General features: G+C 68.5%; 26 protein-coding genes and 1 tRNA gene. 15 read left to right on the top strand and 12 right to left on the bottom strand.

The genetic code is table 11. The annotated features are described in order from the left end of the window. The 5 genes from FSY98_RS01080 to FSY98_RS01060 are packed head-to-tail and all read left to right on the top strand — an operon-like array spanning position 1 to position 4,682. Complete coding sequence (locus tag FSY98_RS01080) at positions 1-1,026, top strand: PhoH family protein (RefSeq protein ID WP_144876542.1); 1,026 nt, start codon at positions 1-3, stop codon at positions 1,024-1,026. A 16-nt stretch (positions 1,027-1,042) separates the two neighbouring features. Further along, entirely contained in the window at positions 1,043-1,501 is a 459-nt protein-coding gene (ybeY, locus tag FSY98_RS01075) for an rRNA maturation RNase YbeY (RefSeq protein WP_144872960.1), read from the top strand. Next, positions 1,498-2,790 (top strand): hemolysin family protein, encoded by a 1,293-nt coding sequence (locus FSY98_RS01070; protein WP_144872957.1) that lies wholly within the window; start codon positions 1,498-1,500, stop codon positions 2,788-2,790. The genes ybeY and FSY98_RS01070 overlap by 4 nt, the downstream gene beginning before the upstream one ends. Continuing rightward, a complete protein-coding gene (era, locus tag FSY98_RS01065) occupies positions 2,783-3,679 on the top strand; it encodes a GTPase Era (protein ID WP_144872954.1) in 897 nt (298 codons plus the stop codon). Before FSY98_RS01070 ends, era begins: the two co-directional genes overlap by 8 nt. 37 nt (positions 3,680-3,716) lie before the next feature. Next, positions 3,717-4,682, top strand: coding sequence for an NADP-dependent oxidoreductase (locus FSY98_RS01060; RefSeq protein ID WP_144872950.1), 966 nt, complete (start codon positions 3,717-3,719; stop codon positions 4,680-4,682). On the opposite strand, the gene FSY98_RS01055 is transcribed toward FSY98_RS01060, so the two are convergent. After that, a complete protein-coding gene (locus tag FSY98_RS01055; protein ID WP_144872946.1) occupies positions 4,679-5,314 on the bottom strand; it encodes a hypothetical protein in 636 nt (211 codons plus the stop codon). The genes FSY98_RS01060 and FSY98_RS01055 overlap by 4 nt on opposite strands. 195 nt (positions 5,315-5,509) lie before the next feature. On the opposite strand from FSY98_RS01055, the gene leuA reads away from it, so the two are divergent. Further along, positions 5,510-7,264 (top strand): 2-isopropylmalate synthase, encoded by a 1,755-nt coding sequence (gene leuA, locus FSY98_RS01050; RefSeq protein WP_144872944.1) that lies wholly within the window; start codon positions 5,510-5,512, stop codon positions 7,262-7,264. A 192-nt stretch (positions 7,265-7,456) separates the two neighbouring features. On the opposite strand, the gene FSY98_RS01045 is transcribed toward leuA, so the two are convergent. After that, entirely contained in the window at positions 7,457-8,149 is a 693-nt protein-coding gene (locus tag FSY98_RS01045; protein ID WP_144872941.1) for a trimeric intracellular cation channel family protein, read from the bottom strand. Between the two features lie 34 nt (positions 8,150-8,183). On the opposite strand from FSY98_RS01045, the gene recO reads away from it, so the two are divergent. Beyond that, complete coding sequence (recO, locus tag FSY98_RS01040) at positions 8,184-8,927, top strand: DNA repair protein RecO (protein ID WP_144872938.1); 744 nt, start codon at positions 8,184-8,186, stop codon at positions 8,925-8,927. Continuing rightward, positions 8,924-9,727 carry an isoprenyl transferase gene (locus tag FSY98_RS01035; protein ID WP_144872935.1) on the top strand — a complete coding sequence of 268 codons (804 nt, stop codon included), beginning with the start codon at positions 8,924-8,926 and terminating at the stop codon, positions 9,725-9,727. Before recO ends, FSY98_RS01035 begins: the two co-directional genes overlap by 4 nt. Here the strand turns inward: FSY98_RS01035 and FSY98_RS01030 are convergent. Next, positions 9,667-10,278 carry an AAA family ATPase gene (locus FSY98_RS01030; protein WP_144872932.1) on the bottom strand — a complete coding sequence of 204 codons (612 nt, stop codon included), beginning with the start codon at positions 10,276-10,278 and terminating at the stop codon, positions 9,667-9,669. The two genes, FSY98_RS01035 and FSY98_RS01030, sit on opposite strands and share 61 nt — an antisense overlap. Positions 10,279-10,332: 54 nt before the next feature. Between FSY98_RS01030 and FSY98_RS01025 the strand changes: the two genes are divergently transcribed. Beyond that, positions 10,333-11,025 (top strand): DsbA family protein, encoded by a 693-nt coding sequence (locus tag FSY98_RS01025; RefSeq protein ID WP_144872929.1) that lies wholly within the window; start codon positions 10,333-10,335, stop codon positions 11,023-11,025. Here FSY98_RS01025 and FSY98_RS01020 read toward each other — a convergent pair. After that, positions 11,022-11,513, bottom strand: a complete 492-nt coding sequence (locus FSY98_RS01020; RefSeq protein WP_144872926.1) for a glutathione peroxidase — start codon at positions 11,511-11,513, stop codon at positions 11,022-11,024. The two genes, FSY98_RS01025 and FSY98_RS01020, sit on opposite strands and share 4 nt — an antisense overlap. A 59-nt stretch (positions 11,514-11,572) precedes the next feature. Here FSY98_RS01020 and dusB point away from each other — a divergent pair, with 59 nt between their 5' ends. The 5 genes from dusB to FSY98_RS00995 all read left to right on the top strand — a co-directional run bounded on the left by dusB (position 11,573) and on the right by FSY98_RS00995 (position 16,949). Continuing rightward, entirely contained in the window at positions 11,573-12,727 is a 1,155-nt protein-coding gene (dusB, locus tag FSY98_RS01015; protein WP_144872923.1) for a tRNA dihydrouridine synthase DusB, read from the top strand. Beyond that, the gene (locus FSY98_RS01010; RefSeq protein WP_144872920.1) at positions 12,717-14,102 is read left to right on the top strand and encodes a deoxyguanosinetriphosphate triphosphohydrolase; all 1,386 of its coding nucleotides are present in this window, start codon (positions 12,717-12,719) and stop codon (positions 14,100-14,102) included. The genes dusB and FSY98_RS01010 overlap by 11 nt, the downstream gene beginning before the upstream one ends. Beyond that, complete coding sequence (gene dnaG / locus FSY98_RS01005) at positions 14,102-15,967, top strand: DNA primase (protein ID WP_144872917.1); 1,866 nt, start codon at positions 14,102-14,104, stop codon at positions 15,965-15,967. Before FSY98_RS01010 ends, dnaG begins: the two co-directional genes overlap by 1 nt. Before the next feature lie 35 nt (positions 15,968-16,002). After that, positions 16,003-16,776, top strand: coding sequence for an ATP-binding cassette domain-containing protein (locus FSY98_RS01000; protein ID WP_144872914.1), 774 nt, complete (start codon positions 16,003-16,005; stop codon positions 16,774-16,776). Between the two features lie 97 nt (positions 16,777-16,873). Then, positions 16,874-16,949, top strand: a tRNA-Asn gene (locus FSY98_RS00995). A 66-nt stretch (positions 16,950-17,015) separates the two neighbouring features. Here the strand turns inward: FSY98_RS00995 and FSY98_RS00990 are convergent. From FSY98_RS00990 to def, 3 genes are all read right to left on the bottom strand, one after another. Beyond that, positions 17,016-18,365, bottom strand: a complete 1,350-nt coding sequence (locus FSY98_RS00990) for a hypothetical protein (protein WP_144872911.1) — start codon at positions 18,363-18,365, stop codon at positions 17,016-17,018. A gap of 127 nt (positions 18,366-18,492) precedes the next feature. Further along, positions 18,493-19,008 carry a septum formation family protein gene (locus FSY98_RS00985; RefSeq protein ID WP_144872908.1) on the bottom strand — a complete coding sequence of 172 codons (516 nt, stop codon included), beginning with the start codon at positions 19,006-19,008 and terminating at the stop codon, positions 18,493-18,495. Between the two features lie 119 nt (positions 19,009-19,127). After that, positions 19,128-19,694, bottom strand: coding sequence for a peptide deformylase (gene def / locus FSY98_RS00980; RefSeq protein WP_144872905.1), 567 nt, complete (start codon positions 19,692-19,694; stop codon positions 19,128-19,130). A gap of 61 nt (positions 19,695-19,755) precedes the next feature. Between def and FSY98_RS00975 the strand changes: the two genes are divergently transcribed. Then, positions 19,756-20,826 (top strand): DMT family transporter, encoded by a 1,071-nt coding sequence (locus FSY98_RS00975; protein WP_144872902.1) that lies wholly within the window; start codon positions 19,756-19,758, stop codon positions 20,824-20,826. Between the two features lie 12 nt (positions 20,827-20,838). On the opposite strand, the gene pgl is transcribed toward FSY98_RS00975, so the two are convergent. The 5 genes from pgl to tal are packed head-to-tail and all read right to left on the bottom strand — an operon-like array spanning position 20,839 to position 26,844. Further along, the gene (gene pgl / locus FSY98_RS00970; RefSeq protein ID WP_144872899.1) at positions 20,839-21,627 is read right to left on the bottom strand and encodes a 6-phosphogluconolactonase; all 789 of its coding nucleotides are present in this window, start codon (positions 21,625-21,627) and stop codon (positions 20,839-20,841) included. Next, positions 21,624-22,559 (bottom strand): glucose-6-phosphate dehydrogenase assembly protein OpcA, encoded by a 936-nt coding sequence (locus tag FSY98_RS00965; RefSeq protein WP_144872896.1) that lies wholly within the window; start codon positions 22,557-22,559, stop codon positions 21,624-21,626. The genes pgl and FSY98_RS00965 overlap by 4 nt, the downstream gene beginning before the upstream one ends. Then, positions 22,556-24,106, bottom strand: coding sequence for a glucose-6-phosphate dehydrogenase (gene zwf, locus FSY98_RS00960; RefSeq protein WP_144872894.1), 1,551 nt, complete (start codon positions 24,104-24,106; stop codon positions 22,556-22,558). The genes FSY98_RS00965 and zwf overlap by 4 nt, the downstream gene beginning before the upstream one ends. Positions 24,107-24,127: 21 nt before the next feature. Further along, complete coding sequence (locus tag FSY98_RS00955) at positions 24,128-25,735, bottom strand: glucose-6-phosphate isomerase (protein WP_144872891.1); 1,608 nt, start codon at positions 25,733-25,735, stop codon at positions 24,128-24,130. Next, positions 25,732-26,844, bottom strand: coding sequence for a transaldolase (gene tal, locus FSY98_RS00950; RefSeq protein WP_144872887.1), 1,113 nt, complete (start codon positions 26,842-26,844; stop codon positions 25,732-25,734). The genes FSY98_RS00955 and tal overlap by 4 nt, the downstream gene beginning before the upstream one ends. Between the last annotated feature and the right edge of the window lie 3 nt (positions 26,845-26,847).

Genomic DNA, 26,847 nt, shown 5'->3' with positions numbered 1-26,847 from the left:
ATGGTGCAGCTGCTGGGTCCGCAGGACCGCCTGCTCCGCATGCTCGAGAAAGAGCACCGCGACGTCCAGGTCCTCGTGCGCGGCAATGAGATCACCCTGACGGGCTCGCCGGACGCCGTGGCGGGCGCCAAGAAACTCGTCGACGAGCTGATGACGATGACCAAGGCGGGGCACGATCTCGCCCCCGGCGACGTCGAGAGCTCTGCGCGCATGCTGCGTGTCGACGGCGGTCCACGACCCAGCGAGGTGCTCGGCGAGGCCATCCTGTCGACCCGCGGCAAGGTCATCCGCCCCAAGACGCTCGGTCAGAAGGAGTACGTCGACGCGATCGAGGAGAACACGATCGTGTTCGGCATCGGTCCGGCCGGTACCGGCAAGACGTACCTCGCGATGGCGAAGGCCGTGCAGGCGCTGCAGCGCAAGGAAGTCACGCGCATCATCCTGACTCGTCCCGCGGTCGAGGCGGGGGAGCGGCTCGGGTTCCTGCCCGGCACGCTCACCGACAAGATCGACCCGTATCTGCGCCCGCTGTACGACGCCCTCAACGAGATGATGGACCCGGAGATCGTCCCCCGTCTGATGGCCTCGGGCACGATCGAGGTCGCACCGCTCGCTTACATGCGCGGCCGCACGCTCAACGATTCGTTCGTCGTGCTCGACGAGGCCCAGAACACGACTCCCGAGCAGATGAAGATGTTCCTCACGAGGCTCGGATTCGGCACGCGCATGGTCGTGACGGGCGACATCACGCAGGTCGATCTGCCGCAGGGAGCATCGGGCCTCCGGTTGGTCACCCGCGTTCTCGACGGCATCGATGACATTCACTTCGCCCGACTCACGAGCGACGACGTCGTCCGCCACTCGCTCGTCGGTCGCATCGTCGACGCCTACAGCGAGTACGACGAGCGTCGGACGGCACAGCGCCACGAGCGCGAGCAGGCGGCCGAGTTCGCCAACCGTGCGGAGCGCCGCGGCGCCCCACGTCCCGGACCCCGCGACCGGATGCCGAAACGCGGCCTCTCCTGATGAAACGAGCACAGGCATGATCGAGATCAACAACGAGTCGGCGATCGACGTCGACGAGACGGTGCTGCAGCGACTCACCGACCACAACCTGGCGGAGCTGCACGTCAGCCCCGACGCCGAGGTCGCGATCGTCCTCGTCGACGAGGGGGCCATGGAGGCCCTGCACGTGCAGTGGATGGACGAGCCCGGCCCCACCGACGTGCTCAGCTTCCCGATGGACGAGCTGCGCCCCGGCACGGAGGACCGTCCGACCGCTCCCGGTCTGCTCGGCGACATCGTGCTGTGCCCGCAGGTCGCCGAGACCCAGGCGCAGGCCGCGGGGCACTCGTTGATGGACGAGCTCATCCTGCTCACCACGCACGGTCTGCTGCACCTGCTCGGCTTCGATCACGCCGAGCCCGATGAGGAGCGTGAGATGTTCGGCCTGCAGAAGGAGCTCATCCAGAGCTTCGCCGCCGCCGAACGCCGCCGATGACCGCAGCTCTCCTGCTCGCCGGCGCCGTTCTGCTCGTCGCCTTCGGCGGTCTGATGGCCGCGATCGACGCCGCTTTCGGCGTCACCTCGCGCACGGATCTCGAGGAGATGGCCGGCGAGGGACGCCACACGAAACAGCTCGCGCGCATCGCGGCCGATCCGGACGCGCACGTGAACTCCGTCGCGTTCATCCGCGTCCTCGCGGAGGTGACGGCGGCCGTGCTCGTCACGGTGGCGTTCACCATCCTCATCGAGAACAACTGGCTGGCGATGCTCGCGGCGGCTGTGCTGATGACAGGCATCACGTTCGTGCTCGTCGGCGCCAGCCCCCGCTCGTTCGGGCGTCAGCATGCGGAGGGGATGCTGCGCGCCAACGCCCCGGTCGTGCGCGGTCTGCGGATCATCCTCGGTCCGCTCGCTCACGGCCTCGTCGTCCTCGGCAATCGCGTGACGCCCGGGCGGGGGCGCAGCTCGTTCACCTCGGAGGAGCAGCTGCTCAGCATGGTCGACGAGGCCGCGTCGAACGACCTCATCGAGGCCGACGACCGCGATCTGATCCATTCGGTCTTCGACTTCACCGACCAGTTCGTCCGCGCGGTCATGGTGCCGCGCACCGAGATGGTGACGGTCGACGCCACCTCCACGACCGACGAGGCGATGACCCTGTTCCTCCAGCGGGGCGTGTCGCGCATGCCGGTGGTCGATGACGAGGCCGACGACGTCGTCGGGGTGCTCTACCTCAAAGACCTCGTGCAGTTCGCCTACCGCGACGAGAACGCGTGGCGCGCGGCATCCATCCGTCCCATCTCGCGGCCGGCGACTTTCGTCCCGGAGTCGATGCGAGCAGAGACCCTTCTGCAGCAGATGAAACGCGACGCCGTCCACGTCTGCCTCGTCATCGACGAGCACGGCGGGATCTCCGGCCTCATCACCCTCGAAGACCTCATCGAGGAGCTCGTCGGCGAAATCTCCGACGAGTACGATCAGGTGTCGGCGGAGGTCGTCGAACTCGGCGAAGGACGGTACCGAGTGAGCTCGCGGCTCTCACTGGAAGATGTCGGCGACCTGTTCGGCCTCGAGCTCGAGGACGAGGACGTCGACTCGATCGGGGGCCTGCTCGGCAAGACGCTGGGACAGGTGCCGCAGCCCGGCGCAACGGCCACGGTCGACGGGCTCGCGCTGACGGGCGGCGCATCACGCGGCCGTGGGCGCGGCATCGCGACGGTCTTCGTCGAGAGGGCGGCGGCGCCGGAGACAACAGACCCAGAGGGAGAAGCACACGATGAGTGACCAGACGCGGAGCGGCTTCGTGACGTTCGTCGGACGCCCGAACGTCGGCAAGTCGACGCTCACCAACGCGCTCGTCGGCGAGAAGATCGCCATCACGAGCGAGAAGCCGCAAACCACTCGTCGGGCGATCCGCGGCATCGTCAATCGACCGGAGGGCCAGCTGGTCATCGTCGACACCCCCGGCATCCACAAGCCGCGCACCCTGCTGGGCGAGCGGCTCAACGATCTCGTCGAGCAGGTCCTCGGCGACGTCGACGTGATCGGATTCTGCGTCCCGGCGACCGAGAAGATCGGACCGGGCGACCGCCGTATCGCGGCATCGCTCGACGGGTATCCCCGAGCGAAGAAGATCGCGATCGTGACGAAGACCGATGCCGCCTCGCGCGACGAGATCACGGAGAGGCTCATGGAGGCGGACGCGCTCCGCGAGGACTGGCACGCCGTGATCCCGCTCTCGGCTCTGACGCGCGATCAGCTCGACGTGCTCTCCGACGAGATCCTCTCCCTCCTGCCCAAGGGGCCGGCGCTCTACCCGGAGGACATCACGACCGACGAGTCGGACGAAGACCGCATCGCGGAGATCATCAGGGAGGCGGCCCTCGAAGGCGTGCGCGATGAGCTGCCGCATTCGATCGCGGTCGTGATCGACGACGTTGCGCCCCGTGAGGACAGCGATCTCACCGACGTGCACGCGTCGATCGTCGTCGAGCGCGACAGCCAGAAGGCGATCATCATCGGCCACAAGGGGTCGCGTCTGCGCGACGTCGGCGCGCGTGCGCGCGGCGGCATCGAGGAACTCCTCGGGACGCGGGTGTTCCTCGGCCTGCACGTGAAGGTCGCGAAGGAATGGCAACGAGACCCGAAGCAGCTCGGTCGCCTCGGATTCTGAGACGACGACGCGTCGGGAACGACGAGAGGACAGCTCGATGGACAGCGAAGTTCTGAACGCGCACCACTGGATCGCGCCCTCGTGGGGACCGCCGGAGGAGTGGGAGTTCGTCGAGGTCGCGGTCCCCGCCCCACGACAGGGCGAGATCACCGTGCGCGTGCGCGCGGCCGGAGTGAATCCGGCGGATGCCAAGCACGTCGCGGCCGAACGGCCGGGTGTCGAGCCTCCCGTCGCCATCGGCTATGAGATCTCCGGCGAGGTCGTCGCGATCGGGGCGGACACGACGATCGGATCCGGGGAGGTCGCGGTCGGTGACGAGGTGATCGCCTTCCGTGTGCAGGGCGGTTACGCGTCCGCGGTGACGATTCCCGCGTCGAAGGCGTTCCGCAAGCCCACGACGCTCACCCACGCCGAGGCGGCCAATCTGCTGCTGGCGGGCACGACAGCAGCTGAGATGCTCGCAGTGACGTCCGCCGAGCCCGGGGAGACGATTCTGCTGCACGGCGCGTCAGGCGCGGTGGGCGTGAGTGTGCTGCAGCAGGCGGCGCTCCGCGGCATCCGGGTGATCGGCACAGCCAGCGAGGAGCGCGCCGCCGTCGTCCGTGGATTCGGCGGCATCCCCGTCGTCTACGGCGAGGGACTGGTGGAGCGCGTCCGTCAGCTCGCCGACGGACCGATCGCCGCCGCCCTCGACGCGGTGGGGACAGACGAGGCGATCGACGCCTCCCTGGCGCTCGTGCGCGATCGAGGTCGCATCGTCACGATCGCGGCCTTCGGTCGCGCGGCCGACGAGGGGATCATCGCGATCGCCGGCTCCATGCCCGCCAGTGCGCGCTTCCGCGATGAGATCCGGGGCGAGCTCGCCTCCCTCGCGCAGGACGGGCAGCTCGTCGTCCCCGTCGCGCGCACCTTCGCACTGGCTGAGGCCCCGGCGGCGCTCGCTCTGGTGGCGGGCGGCCATCCCGGGGGCAAGGTCGCCCTGATCCCGGCCGATTCGGACTAGTCGATCTCCCGCAGCGCGGAGTCGATGATCACGACACGCTCCCCGTAGGCGCCGTCCACCGCATCCTGCAGTGTGCCGTCGTCCCAGACCGTCAACACCCGCACGTACCCGCGTTCGACGCTGCTCGTGAGAATGCGATCACCCCAGCCGTCCAGCATCTCGTCCTGTATGCGCGTCAGCTCGGCATCGTCTGAGGTTCCGTCGACGCCGCCCGTGGGGTCGTCGAGCGGAGCCGGATCGAAGAGCGCCAGCATGATCGGCGCGTCGGTGACCGTGATCCGCTGACCGTCATAGGTGCCGTAGACCGCATACGCGCCCCAGGTCGTGTCTCCGCTCGACTCGCTGCCATCGAGACCAGCCCACCCCCAGCCGTCGACGGGAACGCCGGCACACTGCGGCGGGTAGGACTCCATGACGATGCCCAGGCAGAGCTGCGCGTCGCCGCCGGCCTCGATGACGGTGCCGACGCCGAGCACGCGCCCCTGCGGCGGCGGCACCACGATGTCGCCCATGGAGGATGCCGTGCTCGTCGGCGCGGGCGAGGCCCCAGGGCCTGCGGCGCAGGCCGACAGAGAGAGCAGGCACACGACAGCACCGCTCAGGACGGACAGGCGACGACGCGAGATGCTCATACCCGACAGTGTCGCGCGGCCGGCGATCGTCTCAGACTCGGTCGAACCCGCCGGGATGCCCTGCTAGCATGGCCGCATGCCTTTCGGCGGTCTGCTTCTTCTTAGCTGCCGCGACGAGTCCTGATAGCTAGGGCCTTCCTCGTCGCGGCGCTCGTGTTGGCCCGAACACATTCCTGACGAGAGAAGAAGCCCCTCATGAAGAACACTCAGCGCCCGTCGTCGATGCCGATCCACAAGTACCGGCCGTTCCACGAGCAGATCTCGGTGAATCTGCCCGACCGCACCTGGCCCGACGCACGCATCACCGAGGCGCCCCGCTGGTGCGCGGTCGATCTGCGCGACGGCAATCAGGCCCTCATCGATCCGATGTCGCCCGAGCGCAAGCGCGTCATGTTCGAGCTGCTCGTCAGCATGGGCTACAAGGAGATCGAGGTCGGATTCCCGTCGGCGAGCCAGACCGACTTCGATTTCGTGCGTCAGCTCATCGAAGAGAACCTGATCCCCGACGACGTCACGATCCAGGTGCTGACCCAGGCGCGCGAGCACCTCATCGAGCGCACCTACGAGTCGATCGCCGGCGCCAAGCAGGCGATCGTGCACCTGTACAACTCCACGAGCGTGCTGCAGCGCGAGGTGGTGTTCCGCACCGACAAGCAGGGCATCATCGACATCGCGCTCGAGGGTGCTCGTCTGTGCCGCCGGTTCGAGATGACCATCCCCGACACCAAGGTGTACTACGAGTACTCGCCCGAGAGCTACACCGGCACCGAGCTCGAGTTCGCGGTCGACGTCTGCAACCAGGTCATCGAGATCTTCGAGCCGACGCCCGACCGCAAGGTCATCATCAACCTGCCCGCGACGGTCGAGATGGCTTCGCCCAACGTCTACGCCGATTCGATCGAGTGGATGAGCCGTCACCTGTCCCATCGCGAGAACGTCATCCTCTCGCTGCACCCGCACAACGACCGCGGCACCGCGATCGCGGCGGCCGAGCTGGGATACATGGCCGGCGCCGACCGCATCGAGGGCTGCCTGTTCGGTAACGGCGAGCGCACGGGCAACGTCGACCTGGTGGCGCTGGGCATCAACATGTTCACGCAGGGGATCGACCCGCAGATCGACTTCAGCGACATCGATCAGGTCAAGCGCACGGTCGAGTACTGCAACCAGCTGCCTGTGCCGGAGCGCAGCCCCTGGGCCGGAGACCTCGTCTTCACCGCCTTCAGCGGTTCGCACCAGGATGCGATCAAGAAGGGCTTCGAGGCCATGGCCGCGCAGGCCGCCTCGAGGGGTGTCTCGGTCGACGAGATCGAGTGGGCGGTGCCGTACCTGCCCGTCGACCCGAAGGACCTGGGACGCTCGTACGAAGCGGTCATCCGCGTGAACTCGCAGTCGGGCAAGGGCGGTGTCGCCTACCTTCTCAAGGCCGATCACGCGATCGACCTGCCCCGCAAGCTGCAGATCGAGTTCTCGGGGGTCGTGCAGGCGAAGACGGATGCAGAGGGGGGAGAGGTCACGAGCGAGCAGATCTGGTCGGTCTTCAACGACGAGTACCTGCCCGCCGACGATGCGTCCGCCAAGTGGGGCCGTTTCGAGCTGCTGGCGACGCAGACCCGCAGCGACATGTCGGGCGAGGTCGTCTTGGACGTCGAGCTGCGCGACGACGACGAGCGGGTCTCCGTGACCGGTTCGGGCAACGGCCCGATCGCGGCCTTCATCGAGGTGCTGCGCGCGCAGGGCTTCGACATCACGCTGTACGACTACGTCGAGCACGCACTCAGCTCCGGCGGCGACGCGCAGGCCGCTGCCTACGTCGAGCTGCAGATCGGGGACCAGCGTCTGTGGGGCGTGGGCATCGACGGAGACATCTCGACGGCCTCGCTCAAGGCGATCGTCTCGGGCGTGAACCGGTCGATCCGCAGCCGTCAGCACGAGCTCGCCGCGGTCTGACGCCGACGCGAGAAAGCGCCTGCGCTCGGCGCCGACTCGTCAGACGCTGACGCCCCCGCTGCGCTACGAGGCCCCTGCCCAGTCACGCAACTGAGCAGGGGCCTCGTAGCGCAACAGGGGCGTCGACGGGGGCGACGGGCATTGACGAGTGCGATGCCGAGCGGTGGGGCGAGGCGCGGTGGGCGCTGGACCTCAGTCGCCCGGCTTGACGATCGGGATCACGCCCGTCTCGGCCGCCACCTTGCGGCGGTACAGACGGCGCTGTTCGGGAAGCGACACGTCGAAGCTGACGGCGAGTACGCGGATCACAGCGGTGACGGCGATGCCGATGACGGCGGCGAGCGGGATCGACATGCCGAGGGCGTGCGCGATCACGATGAACGCCGACCCACCGCCGGCCGCGACCGCATAGAGCGAGCCGACGTGCATGATCGCCGTCGGCAGCCCCATGAGCATGTCGCGCAGCACGCTCCCTCCGACCGCCGCGCAGACGCCGATGAAGACGGCCGGCACCTCGGGGATGCCGAGCGCCAGGGCCTTGCTCGTGCCGAAGGCGCCGAACATCCCGATCACGACCGCGTCCAGTCCGACGATCACCTTGTTGAGACGCGTGAACAGACCGGCGAGCAGCATCCCGAACAGCGCAGCGGCCGTCGCTGTGACGAGGTACCACTGGTTCTGCAGGGTCGCGGGGGTCTGTCCGAGCAGGATGTCGCGGATGAGGCCCCCGCCCATGCCGATCATGATTCCGATGATCGCGACGCCGAGCCAGTCCAGTCGCCGCTGCCCCTGGAATCCGGAGGCGAAGAGGGCGCCCTGCACCCCGCCGAGCCCGACACCGAGCAGATCCGCCCAGAACGGAATGATGAAGAGCGGTTCGGTCACCCGTCCATTGTCGCGCACGGAGGATAATCGAGGGGTGCCCACGTATCGAGACGAAGCGGTGATCCTGCGCACCCACAAGCTGGGCGAGGCGGATCGCATCGTCATCATGCTGTCGCGGCGTCACGGCAAGATACGTGCGGTGGCCAAGGGCGTGCGGCGCACGTCGTCGAAGTTCGGTTCGCGCCTCGAGCCCTTCATGGTCGCCGACGTGCAGCTCTATCAGGGCCGCTCGCTCGACATCGTGCAGCAGGCCGAGTCGCTTGGTGCGTACGGCGCGGACATCGCCGCCCACTACGACCGGTTCACGTCGGCGAACGCCATGGTCGAGACGGCTGATCGTCTCAGCGACTCCGAGGCGACTCCGGAGCAGTATCTGCTGCTGGTCGGCGGGCTGCGGGCCCTCTCCCGCGGAGAGCACTCTCCGCGCAGCATCCTCGATTCGTATCTGCTGCGCGTCATGGCGCTCTCGGGGTGGGCGCCGTCACTGACCGACTGCGCCCGGTGCGGCATGCCCGGTCCGCACACCACGTTCGTCGGCCAGCTCGGTGGCGTGGTGTGCCGCAACGACGCGCCTGCGGGAAGCCCTCGCGTCGCGGAGAGCACGCTGGCACTGCTTCGGTCGCTCATGGCGGGTGAGTGGGACGTCATCGACGCGGCATCCGCGCAGGAGACGTCAGCGGCCTCCGGACTCATCGCCGCCTATGCGCAGTGGCACCTCGAGCGCGGCATCCGCTCGCTCGCCCACGTGATCGACGATTCCCGAGAAGGAGCCAGGTGAGCCCGAAGCCCTACACGCACAAGGATGCCGTGGCGTACCGCCCCCTCGACTGGACGGGGCTCTATCCGCCGCAGTTCCGCGCGGTGCCCGAGCACGTCGCGATCGTCATGGACGGCAACGGCCGCTGGGCGAACCGCCGCGGTCTCAACCGCATCGAGGGGCACAAGGCGGGCGAGGAGGTACTGCTCGACGTCGTCGCCGGCGCCATCCAGGCAGGTGTGAAGCACCTCTCCGTGTACGCCTTCTCGACCGAGAACTGGGCACGGTCGCCCGAGGAGGTTCGCTTCCTCATGGGGTACAACCGCGACGTGCTGCACCGTCGACGCGATCAGCTCAACGAGTGGAACGTCCGCATCCGCTGGGCCGGCCGCAAGCCGCGCCTCTGGGGCAGTGTGATCACGGAGCTGCAGCGCGCAGAGGAGCTCACGAAGACGAACACGGGGCTGACGCTCACGATGTGCGTGAACTACGGCGGCCGCGTGGAGCTCGTCGACGCGATGCGCTCGATCGCCGCGGACGTGGCGGCCGGTCGCGTCAAGCCGAACGCGATCAGCGAGAAGATGATCCGCCGCCATCTCTACGTGCCGGACATGCCTGACGTGGACCTGTTCGTCCGCAGCTCGGGCGAGCAGCGCACGTCCAACTTCCTGCTGTGGGAGTCCGCATACGCCGAGATGGTGTTCCTCGACACGCTCTGGCCTGATTTCTCCCGCGAGGAGCTGTGGCGCGCGATCGGCATCTACCTGTCGCGCGACCGACGCTTCGGCGGTGCGGTCGACACGCCGGACGCCTCGGCCTGAGTCCGCAGCCACCGCTCCGTCTCGCGCGGATGGTGCATGCGCACGATGGTCAGGTGCGGGAACTCGATCTCGGCCTCCGGCATCCGCTCGGTCCACTTGTGCAGCGTCTTCGTCTGCCAGGCGACGATGTTGTCTTCGGGATCCACGCGGAACATGCGCCAGAGCGGCTTCTCCACATTGCCGTTCCACATCTTCGTGCGGAGGATGCTGCGGCTGACCGTGCGGCGCAGCAGCCGTGACCGCACCACGCGGAACGGGTAGTCCAGCCAGATCACGAGGTCGGCCCGCGGTGCGAGGATCGCGTCGGTGCCCTGGCTCGTGTACTGCCATTCGGTGACCCAGCGGTTCTCGACGGCGAAGGCGCGGACGTCGTCGAGGAAGGTGGGACGCGGGGTCCAGTTCTTGCCGTGGAACAGGCCGTCGATCTCGGTGTGGCGGAGATTCCAGAGCGCGGCGACGCGCCGGGCGAGAGTGGTCTTGCCCGACCCGGTGACACCCGCGACCAGCACGCGGCGCGGCGGTCCGGGGAGCGGATCGTCGGCGGAGAGCATTCGAGAATCCTACCGACCGGAATAGCCGGGGGACGGGTGGGGTTGGATGACAGTGTGACTGACGCCATCTCCATCGACATCTGGTCCGACATCGCCTGCCCCTGGTGCTACATCGGCAAGCGCAACCTCGAGAAGGGCCTCGAAGCCGTAGCCGGCGATGACGACGCGCCCCAGGTGAACATCACGTTCCACTCGTTCGAGCTCTCACCCGACACCCCCGTCGATTTCGACGGCGATGAGATCGACTTCCTCTCCGGACACAAAGGCATGCCGCGCGAGCAGGTCGAGCAGATGCTCTCGCACGTCACCGGTGTCGCGGAGAACGCAGGTCTGCAGTACCGCTTCGACCTGCTGCAGCACACCAACACCGTCAAGGCGCACGAGCTGCTGCACTTCGCGAAGGCGAACGACCTGCAACACGAGATGGAGGAGCGGCTGATGTCCGCCTACTTCACCGAGGGCAAGCATGTCGGTCGCGTCGATGACCTCGTCGAGCTCGCGGTCGAGGTCGGCCTCGATGCCGATCAGGTGCGCGAGGCGCTGGAGAGTTCCCGACACCTGGACGACGTCCGTCAGGACCAGGCGCAGGCTCAGGCCTACGGCATCCAGGGCGTCCCGTTCTTCGTGATCGACGGCCAGTACGGCATCAGCGGCGCCCAGCCGCCCGCCGCCTTCGAGAACGTGCTGCGCGACCTGTGGTCCCAGCGCGGCGAGACCGAGGCCGCGCCCGAGGAGGCGACCGCCTAGCGGGTCAGTGCGGCCTCGATCGCACCGACGATCGCGGGGTCGTCCGGCTTCTGCTTCGGACGGAAGCGGATGACCTCGCCGTCGGGGAGGACGAGGAACTTCTCGAAGTTCCACTCGACGCGGCCGGCCTTGCCGCCGGCATCCTCCGTCTGCTTCAGCGCCTTGTAGAGGTCGGCGGCGTTCCTTCCGTTGACCTTCACCTTGTCGTTGATCGGGAAGGTCACGCCGTAGGTGGTGGAGCAGAAGTCGAGGATCTGCTCCATCGACCCAGGCTCCTGGCCGAAGAACTGGTTGCAGGGGAAGCCGACCACGCTGAAACCGCGGTCGCCGTAGAGGCGCTGCAGCTCCTCCAGCTGCTCGTACTGCGGGGTGAGCCCGCACTTGGATGCGACGTTGACGACGAGCACCACATCGCCCAGATCTTCGAGGGTCTTCTCGGTGCCGTCGGCGTCGCGGAAGGGGATGGAACGGACTGCGGAATCGCTCATGCTCACAGCTTAGGTCGATGCGCCGCGCCCGGCCCCGTGTCTGGGAGAATGGAGAGGTCATGACTGTCGCAACCGCCCCCGTTCCCACGCTCCGCATCGGCCCGATCGCCCTCGACGTGCCCGTCGTGCTCGCGCCGATGGCGGGGATCACGAACACGGCGTTCCGCCGACTGTGCCGCGAATACGGCGCCGGGCTGTATGTGAGCGAGATGATCACGTCGCGTGCGCTCGTCGAACGCAATGAGACGACGATGCGCCTGATCCGCCACCACGAGTCGGAGACGCCGCGCTCGATCCAGCTCTACGGCGTCGACCCGAAGACGATCGCCGACGCTGTGCGCATCATCGTCGCGGAGGACCACGCCGACCACATCGACCTCAACTTCGGCTGCCCGGTGCCGAAGGTCACGCGCAAGGGCGGCGGGGCTGCGCTGCCGTGGAAGTCGTCGCTCTTCGCCGACATCGTCACGCAGGCCGTCAAGGCCGCCGGCGACATCCCCCTCACGGTCAAGATGCGCAAGGGCATCGATCCCGATCACCTCACGTTCCTCGACGCCGGACGCGCCGCGGAGGATGCCGGAGCGGCCGCCGTCGCTCTGCACGCCCGCACCGCGAGCGAGTTCTACTCGGGCTTCGCCGACTGGAATGCCATCGGCGAGCTCAAGCAGGCCGTGACGAGCATCCCGGTGCTCGGCAACGGCGACATCTGGTCAGCGGATGACGCCGTGCGCATGATGGCGCAGACCGACTGCGACGGCGTCGTCGTCGGTCGCGGATGCCTCGGCCGCCCCTGGCTGTTCGGCGAGCTCGCCAACGCATTCGGCGGCAAGGGCAAGACGGTCGACGCGAACCTCGGCTTCGTCGCCGATGCGTTCAGGCGCCACGCCGAACTGCTCGTGGAGTTCTTCGAGGACGAGGACCGCGGATGCCGCGACGTCCGCAAGCACGTCGCCTGGTACTTCAAGGGCTACCCGGTCGGCGGCGACATCCGCACCGGGCTCGCCACGGCATCCAGCCTCCAGGAGATCGACGACCTGCTCGGGCAGCTCGACCACTCGGCGCCCTACCCCGGTGCGGATGCCGAGGGGCAGCGCGGCCGATCAGGTCGACCCAAGCGGCCGGCGCTGCCGGACAAGTGGCTCGAGTCGCGCGAGCTCGCGGCGACGGCCTCCGAGATGATGCGAGGCGCGGAGATCGAGAACAGTGGCGGCTGAGGCGTCCGCTCCGTCGCGGACGGACGGATACGACCCGCAAGACGCCGAGCGCTTCTTCGCCGAGACCCACCGCTCGTCCCGTGACGACTTCGCACGCGATCGGGCCCGCGTGCTGCACTCCGCCGCCCTGCGGCGGCTCGCCGCCAAAACACAGGTGCTGAGTCCCGCGAGCACGGCCGACTTCGCCCGCAACCGACTCACACATTCGCTCGAGGTCGCGCAGGTCGGGCGTGAGCTCGCCTCGGCTCTCGGCGTCTCGGCAGACGTGGTCGATACGGCCTGCCTGAGTCACGACCTCGGACACCCTCCGTTCGGGCACAACGGCGAGCGGGCGCTCAACGAATGGGCTGAGCCCATCGGCGGGTTCGAGGGCAACGCGCAGTCGCTGCGCATCCTGACCCGCCTCGAGGCGAAGGCGATCGACGACGACGGACAGTCGGTCGGCCTGAACCTCACCCGCGCGAGCTTGGACGCCACGTGCAAGTACCCGTGGACGGTCGACAGCCCCGTGCCCGACCCCGGCGGTCGTCTGAAGTTCGGTGTGTACCCGGAGGACGAGGCCGTGTTCCGGTGGATGCGCCAGGGGGCCACCGGTCGCCTGCGCTGCATCGAGGCGGAGATCATGGACCTCTCCGACGACATCGGCTACTCCGTGCACGACTTCGAGGACGCGATCGTGAACGGCTATGTCGACGTGGCGCAGCTCTCCGATCCCCGGGCGCACGATGCGCTGATCGACCGCATCCAGCAGTGGGTCGGCTACGACTTCACCCGCGACGAACTCGCCGACGCGCTGTACCGGCTCTCATCGCAGTCGATGTGGCTGGCCACTTTCGACCGCTCGCGGCGCGATCTGGCGCGGTTGAAGAACCTCACCAGCGACCTCATCGGCCGCTTCGCCAGGGCAGCGGTCTCGGCGACGCGTGACGCGTACGCGGGCCCGGTGCTCGTGCGGTACAACGCCCACGTCGTGGTGCCGCGCGTCGTCGAGGCCGAGATCGCGGTGCTCAAGGGCATCATGGGGCAGGCCATCGTCACGATCGAGGCGCGGAAGGGCGTCTACAAGGAGCAACGACGCGTCCTGAAGCGCCTGGCCGACGCCCTGTGGTCGACCGACGCGCTGTGGTCGGCGGGCGCAGACGTGCTGGAACCGGCGTTCTCGGCCGACTTCGTGGCCGCCGACAGCGACGCAGAGCGCGCGCGGGTCGTCGTCGACCAGATCGCGAGTCTCACCGACCAGAGCGCCATCGACTGGCACAACCGACTCGTCGGCGAGATCGACCCTGCCGAGGTCGGGATCTGGACCCCCCGCCATGCGCGGCCCGGCGGGCGGATGCACACTCCGCCCGCGGCGGTGATCGACGGGGTGCGCTGATGCCCCGCATCCGTCAGGCCGACGTCGACGAGGTCAAGGCCCGAACCAACATCGCCGACATCGTCGGTGAGCGTGTCGCCCTCAAGTCCGCCGGGGTGGGCTCGCTCAAGGGACTCTGCCCGTTCCACGACGAGAAGAGCCCCAGCTTCCACGTGCGACCGCAGGTCGGCTACTACCACTGCTTCGGCTGCGGCGAGTCGGGCGACGTGTACTCGTTCCTCCGCGAGATGGATCATGTGAGCTTCACCGAGGCGGTCGAGCGTCTCGCCGGCCGCATCGGCTACACGCTGCACTATGAAGACGGGGGAGCGGCCCCCGAGACGAGCGGCCGCACCCGCCTCTACGCAGCGAACTCGGCGGCGGCGGAGTTCTTCCGTTCGCAGCTGCTCACGGCGGATGCCGAGGCCGGTCGCCGCTTCCTCGGCGAGCGGGGGTTCGACGCGGGAGCGGCAGCGCACTTCGGCGTGGGTTTCGCTCCGCGGGGCTGGGACGGGATGCTCAAGGCGCTGACCGCTCAGGGCTTCACGCGAGAGGAGCTCCTCACCGCCGGCCTGGTGTCACAGGGGCAGCGTGGCGTGTACGACCGGTTCCGCGGCCGTCTGGTGTGGCCGATCCGCGACGTGTCGGGGCAGACGATCGGCTTCGGCGCCCGCAAGCTCTTCGACGACGACCAGGGCCCGAAGTATCTCAACACCCCCGAGACGCCGATTTATAAGAAGGCGCAGGTGCTCTACGGGCTCGACCTCGCCAAGCGCGACATCTCTCGCGGCGACCCACGTCGCGTGGTGGTCGTCGAGGGCTACACCGACGTCATGGCCTGCCACCTCGCGGGGCTCACCACCGCCATCGCCACCTGCGGCACTGCCTTCGGCACCGACCACATCAAGGTGCTGCGGCGGGTGATGGGCGACGACAACGCCTCCGGCGAGGTCGTGTTCACGTTCGACGGCGACGAAGCGGGGCAGAAGGCCGCGCTCCGCGCCTTCACCGAAGACGACCGCTTCAACGCGCAGACGTTCGTGGCGGTCGCGCCGGACGGGCTCGACCCTTGCGACCTGCGCCTGCAGCGCGGCGACGCGGCCGTGCGGTCGCTCATGGACTCGAAGCAGCCGATGTTCGAGTTCGCCATCGATCGCAAGCTCGGCGGATTCGACCTCTCCACCGTCGAAGGACGAGTCGGGGCCCTGCGCGCGGCGGCGCCCATCGTGGCCGAGATCAGGGACCAGCTGCTGCGCCCCGGATACGAGCGCGTGCTGGCGAGGCGACTGGGTATGGATCCGACCGAGGTGCGCAACGAGGTCGAGCGCGTCGCCCGCCACGGCTCGTCCTCTGCCCGCCAGGAACCGCAGCGGCGCGACGAGGCTCCCAGTTCCGACGGGAGCGGCCAGAGCTTCGCCCCGGTGACCCTTGCGAGCCTGCCGCGCACCGCCGATGTCGCGGTCGAACGGGATGCGCTCATGGGAGTCCTGCAGTACGGCCATCAGCTCGACCAAGCACTGCTCGCGCGCGCCCTGGCCGGTCCTTTCCGCACGGCGGGCCTCGACGCGGTGCGCGAGGCCGTGGCATCCGCTCCCGACCGCACGCGCGCGGGGTGGGTCACCGAAGCAGTCAACGCGGTGCGGGAACCGTACCGCTCGCTGGCCGGCGAGCTGCTGATGACGCCGTTCCCCGCTCGTGACGAGGCAGGAGCCGTGGCCTCGGCGACCGACCTCGCCAGGCGCCTCATCATGCGCGCCCTCGAGCACGAGAAGCAGGAGCTGCTGGGGGCGGTCCAGCGGGTGCCTGCCGACTCGGACGGTGGTCGAGCGCTGCGTATGCGACTGCGCGACATCGATGTCGAACGGCAGCGGTTCGCCGAGTCGTGACGACCAGGCGCCTGTCCGCACGGCAGGATGGACTCATGTCCTCTCGGCCCGAATCGACCAACGTGATCGACTGCTCTGATCTGGTCATCGATCGCATCGGGTACAGCGCGCCGACCCGGGCCGTGGACGGCGTCAGCTTCGCGCTGCGCCCGGGCGACCTCATCTGCGTCGCCGGTCCGACCGGATCCGGCAAGTCCACACTCGTCGCGGCTCTCGCCGGCTCGACCGATCCTTCCGTGCGCGTGGTGGGTGGCAGCGCCCAGGTCTGCGGCGTCGACGTGCGGCGCCCCGGTCGCAAGCACCGGCTGCTGACTTATCGCACGGGGTTCGTGCCGCAGGGCGCTGGCGCTGCCCTCCCCCCGCGGCTCACCGTGAACGAGGTCATCGCGGAGCCGATCCTGATCCGCGAGAAGCGCGTCAATGCGAAGGCGCTGTCGATCCGTGTGGCCACTCTGCTCGACGAACTGCACCTGCCGCTCGGGACCGCGGCCAAGTTCCCCTACGAACTCAGCGCGGGCATGCGGCAGCGGGTCGCGATCGCCCGGTCGTTCGTGCTCGAGCCTCGAGTGCTCATCGCCGACGAGATCCTCGCGAACCTCGACCTCGAAGTGCGTCCTGTGGTGTTCGACGCCATCACCCGGCGCCGCAAGGAGCAGGGAATGGGCGCTCTGCTCGTCACCAACGACGCCGCTTTCATCCGCGAGCTGAACGCCGAGACGCTCATGCTCCGAAGCGGTCACGTGGTCGCCCGTGGGGTGGGCGAGGACCTGCTCTGGGTGCCGAACGCGGAGGCGGATTCGCAGCGCTGACGCGGTGTCGCATCGACACGCCCGATGTACGGCCGGTGTCACGAGCACGCGTCGGAGTTTGCTAGGATTGACGAGTTGCCCGCGCAGCGGAGCACATTCCTCGGTAGCTCAATTGGCAGAGCAGCCGGCTGTTAACCGGCAGGTTCTTGGTTCGAGTCCAAGCCGGGGAGCCAAGAGAAGGCGCCCCATCCCGATGTCCAGGGATGGGGCGCTTTTGCTTTTCGCGGCGGCGGTGTCGGTCAGTGGCCCGCGTACGCCCAGGCGATCACGTTCTTCGCGTTCTGTGTGCCGGTGAGGCCCTGGCCCGGTCCGGTGGGCAGATAGTCGTCCACGCCGAAACGCATGTTCACGTCGTCCGGGGTGCCGCCGACGCGGTCGGGCCCCAGGCCGTACTGCGTCACGGCCAGATGGTCTCCCGCATCGATGATGCCGTTGATGTCGTTCTCCGGATCGGTGTGGAAGAGCCCCAGGGTGTGGCCGACTTCATGGCTGATGACGTTCCCCAGCGCTGTGCCGACGAACTTGACGCGATCGCTGGCCGCTGTCAGGTGATTGTTGAGAGTCACCCGGTTCGCCGGGTTCGCCGCGCCGCTGAACGAGCTGAGGTGGATGAGTGCGAGATCCTCGTGGCTGAAGTTGCCCGGATCGATGTACTGCGCGATGCCCACGCCACCGACCCGGGACTCGGTCGCTCTGCCCGCGACGTAGACCTGCGAGACGTTCTCCTGGCCCACGAGTTCGGGGTGCGTGCGTGCGTTGAGCACTTCGACCGAGACGCGGGGATTGAGGGCACCGTCCTGAACCTCGGTCTGCAAGTTCTCTTTCACGGTGGCGATGACGGCCTCTTCGAGGCGGACCTGCTCGGCGAGCGGGATGTTCCAGAGAGGGAGGAACGACGACATCGGCGAGAGGACGGCGTTCGGAATGCCCCGTGCGAGCATCGTCCCGAGAGGTCGGGTGTCGACGTTCCCGCCGCGGAAGTCCAGAAGGACGGTCTGCGTTCTGCCGGTGTCGCCTTCGGTACCCGGACGGTACACCTCGAGCGTGAGCGTATACGCGCCGGTGGTGGCGCCGGCGACCTCCACGCTGTACCAGCCCGCTTCTTCGGCGACGTAGGCGATGTTGCTGTTCCCGCCGCGAGGCAGAGGGCTGCTCGGCGGATAGTCGTATGCACTGTCCGCGTTGACGCCGCGCACTCGCACCGTGCCGTCGGGTTTGGCGACGCCGATGACGTCGGCTGACCCCGAGACCGAGGCGCCGACGACGTCGCCAGGCCGCAGTTGCACCGCGAAGCGATCGGTGTCGTCGGGCTGCGAGAGCTCGCCGGTCATGCGCACGCGATTGTTGGCGGGCGCGGAGGTTCCGAACTCGCCGATCCGCTCCGCTGTGCCGACCGAGTCGTTCAGGCCGCGCCGCCCGGTCGGCTCTGCCTCGGAGAGCTGCAGGGGAGCGGCCGCGGTTGTCTGCGCCGTGTCGGGCGCAACGGTCTCAGCTGGCGCTCCGAATGAGGCCGCAGGACTCAGGAGTGCGAGGACGGGAAGGAGGATGGCGGCTCCGGCGAGCGGGAGGCGCAGATCGGAAGTAATCACCCTTCATCAACGCGCACACCCGATGGCATGGCAATATTCTCGGCCCAGACACTGAGACGTCCGGGACGCCCAGACGCAGAAGGGGCCCCGCCGGATCGGCGAGGCCCCTCCATCAGTGCGCGTGGGCTCAGCGAGCCGCGCCCTTCAGCGAGCCGGTCGTCTGGCCGGCCGGGTCGGAGATGACGCACTGCACGATGCGGTCGTTCAGCTGGTCCCAGGTCTGCTGGGTCGGGGTGATGGGGTAGACCTCGAGGGTCGACTCCTGGAACGCGACGCCCACGAAGCTCGTGTACGCGTCGCCGATGCACTCCTGCGAGGCGGTGTCGATGGCGTCCTCCGAGAACTCTCCGTCGTCCATCGTGATCTCGTAGTAGACCTCTTCGTCGTGCGGCTCCTCGCACGGAACGACGTCCGCGTCCTCGATGAGGCCTGTGGCGCTGGCCATCTTGCAGTCGCCGAGCTTCAGCGAGAAGATGTCGATGTTCGAGCTCTCGGTGACCTGACCGGTCTCTTCGTCACGGTCTGCGTCTCCCGAACCGCCGCCCAAGATCCCGTTCAGCGCGCTGCAGCCGCTCAGTGCGACGGACAGAGCGATCGCCGAGCCGGCGAGTGCGAGTGCGCGTCGTGTGCGCGGTTTCATCATGACTACCCCTCCAGAGCCTCTTCATGCGCGGAATATCGGTATCCCGCCCCGAGAACGCTATAGGGATCGGAGTCTGTGATGCAACTCCACAGAGCCTTTGAGCGAGCTGAAAGGTAAGGTCACCCTTCCAGGTCGTCGACTCCCGGCATCCATGCCGCCCCTGGGCGTCCCCATCCGCGCTTCTTCGCGATCTTCTGCACGGTCTTCCAGTCGCGATCGGACAGGCGATCGACGTAGAGGATGCCGTCGAGGTGGTCGAACTCATGCTGCATGATCCGTGCCCGCCAGCCCTCGACGACGACCTCCACCGGAGCTCCGTCGAGATCGGTTCCGGTGACGCGGACGCGCTCGGAGCGGCGCAGGGGGAACCGCTCGCCGGGGAACGACAGGCAGCCTTCCGACTCGAGGTCCTCGTCCGGTTCGCCCGGCTCCAGCGGCACCATCCACAGCTCGGGATTGATGATGACGCCGCGCCACGGCTGGTCGTCGTCGTCGACGTACGCGTACGTGTAGATGCGCAAGGGCACCCCGACCTGGGGGGCTGCGAGCCCGACGCCCGGCGCCGTGTCCATCGTCTCGAACATGTCGGCGACGAGGGTGCGGACCTCGTCGGTGATCTCCTCGACGGGCGAGGCGGGGGAGTGCAGGACGGGGTCGCCCATGATGCGAATCGGAAGTACAGCCACGCCATAACCCTATCCGGCGGGGATCGGCGGGTAGGGTCTTGGTGTGAGCATTGCGGTATGGATGACTGGGGCTGAAGACATCACCGACCAGCTGGTCGGTGTCTTCCAGAACCCCAAGCTGCTCCTCGGCATCCCGCTCGCCCTCGCCGGCGCCGTGTTCATGTCGCTCGGTGCGCAGTATCAGCACCGCGGCGTGGAGAAGGTCGAACGCCTGAGCGGCGCGCAGGGCACCAGCGGTCTCAGCGGTGGCCAGCTCAGAGCTCTGCTCACCCGGCCGTCGTGGCTCGTGGGCACCCTCATGCTCGGTCTCGCGATCGTGTGTCAGCTCGCCGCCCTCTCGCAGGCGCCGCTCATCGTGGTGCAGCCGCTCGGCGCGATCGCGCTCGTCATCACGACCCTGCTCAACGCACGGATCTCCGGACACTCGCCGACCCGGCAGTCGATCACCGCTATCGTCTGCTGCGTGGGAGGCATCTTCCTCTTCGTCTCCTTCGCCGCACTGTTCGCCACCGAGAAGAAGATCGGCGACAGCGAGCTGTTCACGATCCTCGCGATCCTCCTGGTGGTCATCATCGTGCTCGGAGCGTGCTGGCTCGTGCTCCGTCGGCGGATGCGCGCCCTGTTCTACGTGATCGGCGCCGGCATCCTCTACGGTTTCGTCGCCACGCTCGCCAAGGCCGTCATCAACCGCATCGAGTCGGGCAACTTCGAATGGATCACGCTCGTCTGCGTGATCGCGCTCGTGGCGGCCGGCGCGGTCGGAGCGTACTTCGTGCAGACGGCCTACAGCTCGGGCCCGCCCGACCTCGTCATCGCCGGGCTCACGGTCGTCGATCCGCTGATCGCGGTCCTCATCGGCATGGTCGTGCTCGGCGAGGCCGCCGCTGCACCCGGGTGGGTACTCGTGATCTTCGGTGTCGCCGGAGCGATCGCCGTCTGGGGAGTCGTCGGCCTCGCGCGCTACCACCCACAGGTGCTGAGCGATAGTCAGGACCTCGGCATCACGCGTGGCAGTGGCGGGTCGGACGCGCCACCCACCACCGGATCGCCGCAGCCGAGCACGCGCGATCAGACGCCTCACGACGACGCACCACGGCAGCCCCCGGCTGCCCGGGGCGACCAGGAAGCCTGAGGCCGGCGGGCGTCAGTACGCGGGATCGATGAGGTCGGGAGAGACCTCGGATGCCGCGGCGTCGTCGACGAAGAACACGGTGCGCTTGCGCCCCTTGGCGCCGGCAGCGGGCACGCTCGTGTAGCTCGCGCCCGCGAGGGCCAGACCGAGAGCCGAGGCCTTGTCGGCTCCGGTGAGCACCAGCCACACGCGCTTCGAGGCGTTGAGCACGGGGCGGGTGAGGGTGATCCGCTCGGGCGGCGGCTTGGGGGAGTTGCGCACCGGCAGCACGGCTGACTCGGTCACGGTCACCTCAGGGCGGTCGGGGAACAACGACGCGATGTGTCCGTCGGGGCCCACCCCGAGGAAGCACACCGCGAACGAAGGCCACGGGTTCTCGTCGGTACCGAACCGTGCGAGCTCGGCTGCGTAGGCCTCGGCCGCCTCGTCGAGGGTCAGCCCCTCGCCGGTGGCCGCCGTCTCGTGGATGTTCTCTGCGGGAACCGGGATGTGGTCGAGGAGCGCCGCTCGGGACTGCACCGCATTGCGATCGGCGTCGTCGCGGGCGACCCAGCGCTCGTCACCCCACCAGAAGTGCACGAGCGACCAGTCGATGTTCGCTGCACGCGGGTGCTCGAGCGTCGCCCGGAGCACCGCGCTTCCCATGGATCCGCCGGTCAGGGCGACGTGGGCGAGGCGCCCGTTGCGCGTTCGCGCTCGAAGCCTCGTCAAGAACCGGTCGGCCACGCGCTCGGCCACCGCTCCCGGAGTGGTCTCGACCACGACCCGCTTCTCCGCGGACGTTGTCTGCATCGACATCATGCTCCTGTCTCGGGCGGACCCAGCTTCTCCCAGCCCTCGGTGATCACTCGACCGTACAGGAGGTCGGGGTCGAGGCGACGCAGCTCCTCGGCGAGGCACTCGCGCAGGGTGCGGCGGGGGAGGTGCAGGTCGTGGTCGGGCTGGCCGGGCTGGGTGAGGACGGCGTCGCCGGGCGCAGGGCGCTCGAGAAGGATGTCACCCGACTCGCGGGTCAGACGCACCGACTTGATGCCCTCTTCCCACTTGTCGGGGCTCTCGTACGACCACTTGACCGGCACATCGAGAGCCATCTGCAACCAGGCCGCGAGCAGCGCGGTCGACGGAGAGGCCGAGGCGCCGCGCACCTCCACACCGGTGACCTCTTCGTACGGCGGCTGGTCGAGCACGGCGGCGAGCTGTTCGCGCCAGTGCGTCAGGCGGGTCCACGCGAGGTCCGTGTCTCCCGGTTCGTGCGTCTTGCTCAGCAGTGCAAGTCGATCGCGCACGTCGGGCGAGGTCGCGGCATCCGTGATCCGTCGCGCCGCGATCTTGCCGAGGGGCGAGGTCGCGGGCGAGGTCGGGGCCTGCTCGGGCCACCACGCCACCACCGGGGCGTCGGGCAGCAGCAGTCCGGTGACGAGGCTCTCCTGGTTGCTGGCGGCCGCGCCGTAAGCGCGCAGCACGACGACCTCGCTGGCTCCTGCATCCCCGCCGACGCGGATCTGCGCGTCGAGGTGCGCCTCTCCCTCGCCGGTGGTGAGCACGATCACCCGCATGGGATGCTCGCGGGAGGCATCGTTCGCGGCGTCGATCGCGGCCTCCGCGATGCCGTTGCGCGCGGAGATGACGAGCGTCAGCACACGGCCGAGGGCGACTGCACCCCCCTCTTCGCGCACCTTGACGAGCTGCTTGGCGACCTGGCTGACGGTCGTGTCGGGAAGGTCGATGATCACGGTCGTCTCCAGACGCGTCCGTCACGGGCAAGAAGGTCGTCGGCCGATGCCGGCCCCCACGACCCGGGGGCGTACTGATCCACCGGTCCTCCGGCGGACGCCCAGTACTTCTCCACGGGGTCGAGGATCTTCCAGGAGAGCTCGACCTCCTCGTGGCGTGGGAACAGAGGCGGATCACCGAGCAGCACATCGAGGATGAGCCGCTCGTAGGCCTCGGGGCTCGCCTCGGTGAAGGCGTGGCCGTAGCCGAAGTCCATGGTGACATCGCGGACGTTCGTGCCGTTGCCCGGGACCTTGGAGCCGAAACGGATGGTCACGCCCTCGTCCGGCTGGACGCGGATGACGAGGGCGTTCTGACCGAGCTCCGACGCATTGGAGCGACCGAACAGGTGCTCGGGCGCCCGCTTGAAGACCACGGCGACCTCGGTCACACGGCGGCCGAGGCGCTTGCCCGTGCGCAGGTAGAACGGCACACCCGCCCAGCGGCGCGTGTCGATCTCGAGCTTGATGGCCGCGTAGGTCTCGGTGCCCGACTTCGGGTCCATGCCCTCCTCGTCGAGGAAGCCGGTGACCTGTTCGCCACCCTGCCACCCGCCCGCGTACTGGCCGCGAGCGGTCGCGAGCGAGAGGTCGTCGGGTACGTGGACGGCGGCGAGCACCTTCTCCTTCTCTGCGCGCAGGTGCTCCGCGGAGAGGCTGATGGGCTCTTCCATCGCGGTGAGCGCCAGCAGCTGCAGGAGGTGGTTCTGGATGACGTCGCGCGCTGCGCCGATGCCGTCGTAGTAGCCGGCGCGACCGCCCACGCCGATGTCCTCGGCCATGGTGATCTGGACGTGGTCGACGTAGTTGCGGTTCCAGATCGGCTCGTACAGCTCGTTGGCGAAACGGAGCGCCAGGATGTTCTGCACCGTCTCCTTGCCGAGGTAGTGGTCGATGCGGAAGATCGAGTCGGCGGGGAACGCCACCTCGAGCGCGGCGTTCAGAGCACGAGCCGACTCCAGGTCGTGTCCGAACGGCTTCTCGATGACGACGCGCCGCCAGTGCTCGTCGTCATCGGCGTCCTCTCCGACCAGACCCGAGTCCTTCAGCTGCTTCGCGACGAGCGGGAAGTCCTTCGGCGGGATCGACAGGTAGTAGGCGTGATTGCCCATCGTGCCGCGTTCGACGTCGAGCTTCTCGACCGTCTCACGGAGCTTGAGGAACGAGTCGGGGTTGTCGAACTCGCCGGAGACGAACCGGATGCCCTGCAGCAGCTGCGCCCACGTCTCCTCGCGGAACGGCGTGCGGGCATGCTGCTTGACGGCGTCGTAGACGACCTGGGCGAAGTCCTGATCCTCCCAGTCGCGACGGGCGAACCCGACGAGAGCGAATCCGGGCGGCAGCAGACCGCGGTTGGCAAGGTCGTACACGGCCGGCATGAGCTTCTTGCGGGACAGATCGCCGGTGACACCGAAGATCACGAGGGCGCTGGGCCCCGCGATCCGGTTGAGACGGCGGTCGTCTGGGTCACGCAGCGGATTCTGCGTGCGCGAGATGGGAACGGACATCGGTGGAGATTCTCCTGGCTGTTACTTCTGAGCTGCTTCGAAGAGGGTGAGCACGTCGGCCGACGAGTCGGTGATCGTCAGCGTGACGACGGGGCGCCCGTGCTCGGCGAGGACGCCGGCGTCGCCGGCGGCCTGGGCCTCGATGAGCTGGCCGAACGTGAACGGCCGGCCGGGGATCTCCAAGTCGACGTCGGTGCGCTCGAGGATCTGCACGTAGACGCCCTGAGCAGGGCCGCCCTTGTGGTACTGCCCGGTCGAATGCAGGAACCGAGGGCCCCAGCCGAACGTGGTCGGGCGTCCGGAATCGGCGGCGACGAGCTCGCGCAGACCCTGCAACTGCGGCAGGTCGAGACGGTTCACATATGCCTGGATCGAGACGTAGCCGTCTGCGTCGAGGCGTGCCCAGAGAGCGTCGAGGACACCCTCGACGGTGCCGGAGGCGGCGAGGGACGAATCCGACACGCGGACCTCGACGCCGTCCTGCACGAATACCGGAGCGGCCTGCTCCGGCCGCGCATCCAGGAGGCCGCGCGCAGCGACCTTCGCGGACTCGACGTCGGGCTGGTCGAACGGGTTGATCCCCAGCAGGTGGCCGGCGATCGCCGTCGCATACTCCCAGACGATGAACTGCGCGCCGAGCGTACCGCTCACCAGGATCTCGCCCTGGTGGCGCTCCCGCAGGTGGAACTCCGCCGCGTCGTCGACGAGCCGCACGATCTGCAGGTCGGCGGGCTGCGTGTCGAGCTCGGGCGAGACCGGCAGCAGGACGACGGGGAGGATGCCCGTGGCATCCTTCCCGGTCGATTCGGCGATCAGCTGCTCGATCCAGTCGGGCAGCCCGTTGATGTGGGTGCCGTCGGTGATCAGGCCGAGCTTGTCGCGGCGGGGGGAGGTCGCGGCGATCGCCGCCCCCAGGCGCAGCGCGGGGTTCTCGGCGGAGTCGACCGCGACCTCGAGCAGCGACGCCTCGGCCTCGTCGAGCAGTTCGTCGATGTCGACGCCCGCGAGGCCGGTCGGCACGAGCCCGAAGGCGGTCAGCGCCGAGTAGCGTCCGCCGACGTTCGGATCGGCGTTGAAGACGCGATACCCGGCGTCGCGGGCTGAGGTCTCGAGCGGCGAGCCCGGGTCGGTGACGACGATGATGCGATCGGTCGGGTCGATGCCGAGGTCGCGGAACGCGGCCTCGAACGTGCGACGCTGCGAGTCCGTCTCGACCGTCGACCCCGACTTCGACGAGACGACGAGGGCCGTGTGCTCGAGGTCGTCATCGAGAGCGGCCAGCACCTGTCCCGGCGCGGTCGAGTCGAGGATCGTCAGCGGCACACCGGCGGTCTGCGCGATGACCTCGGGGGCGAGCGACGATCCGCCCATGCCCGCCAGGACGACGCGGGTGACGCCCTTCGCCTGGAGTTCGTCCCGCAGCGCGACGATCTCGGCCACGAGCGGGCGAGATATCGACACCGCCTCGACCCATCCGAGCCGGACCGATGCCTCGGCTTCGGCGGCTGCACCCCACAGGGTCGCATCGCCGCTGGTGATGCGCGAGGCGACGAGATCGCGGACGAGCGCCGGAACGGTCTCGTCGATCGCGACACGCGCCGCTCCGGACGCGTGGATCGCGAATGTCATCGCTGGGCCTCCAGGGCCTCGGTCACCTGACCGAGGAGGTCGTGCCACGAGTCGATGAACTTGGCGACGCCCTCATCCTCGAGCACCTGCGTGACGTCGGTGAGGTCGACCCCCACCGCGGCGAGCTGGTCGAACACCTGGTGCGCTTCGGCGTAGCCGCCGGTGATGGTGTCGCCCTCGACGACGCCGTGGTCGAAGGTGGCCTCGAGCGTCTTCTCGGGCATCGTGTTGACGACGCCGTCCGCGACCAGCTCGGTCACGTAGAGGGTGTCGGGGAGGTTCGGGTCCTTGACGCCGGTCGAGGCCCACAGCGGGCGCTGCACGTTGGCGCCGGCCGCGAGCAGGTCCTGCGCGCGCTTCTCGGCGAACCTCTGCTCGAAGAGCTCGTAGGCGAGACGGGCATTGGCGAGACCGGCCTTGCTCTTCAGTGCCTTCGCCTCGTCGGTGCCGATCGCGTCGAGGCGCTTGTCGGTCTCGGTGTCGACGCGCGACACGAAGAAGGAGGCCACCGAGTGGATCGTCGACAGGTCGAGTCCGGCGCTGTGCGCGCGCTCCAGACCGGTCAGGTAGGCATCGATGACATCGGCGTAGCGCTCGAGGCTGAAGATCAGCGTGACGTTGACGCTGATCCCCGATGCGATCGCCTCGGTGATCGCCGGGAGGCCGGCCTTCGTGGCCGGGATCTTGACGAGCAGGTTCGGACGGTCGATCTTCGACCACAGCTGCTTCGCCGAGGCGACGGTTCCCTCGGTGTCGTGCGCGAGGTCGGGGGAGACCTCGATCGAGACGCGTCCGTCGACGTGGCCGGACTTCTCCCACACGGGACGGAACACGTCGAGGGCGTCCGCCACGTCCTGCGTGGTGGCGGCGAAAACGGCATCCTCGGCGCTGGTACCCGATGCGGCCAGCTCGGTGAGCTGAGCGTCGTAGGACGTGTCGTTCTTGTTCGTGATCGCGTTCGCGAAGATCGTCGGGTTGGTGGTGACTCCGACGACGTTGCGGCTCTCGATCAGCTCGGCGAGGTTGCCGGAGGAGATGCGGGTGCGCGACAGGTCATCGAGCCAGATGCTGACGCCGGCTGCGGCGAGGTCTGCGGTGGGGGTGCTCATGAA

It is taken from the genome of Microbacterium sp. 1.5R (assembly GCF_007667425.1).
GTDB lineage: Bacteria > Actinomycetota > Actinomycetes > Actinomycetales > Microbacteriaceae > Microbacterium.
The sequence above is the reverse complement of the archived record's forward strand: the minus strand, read 5'-3'. Positions and strand labels throughout refer to the sequence as shown.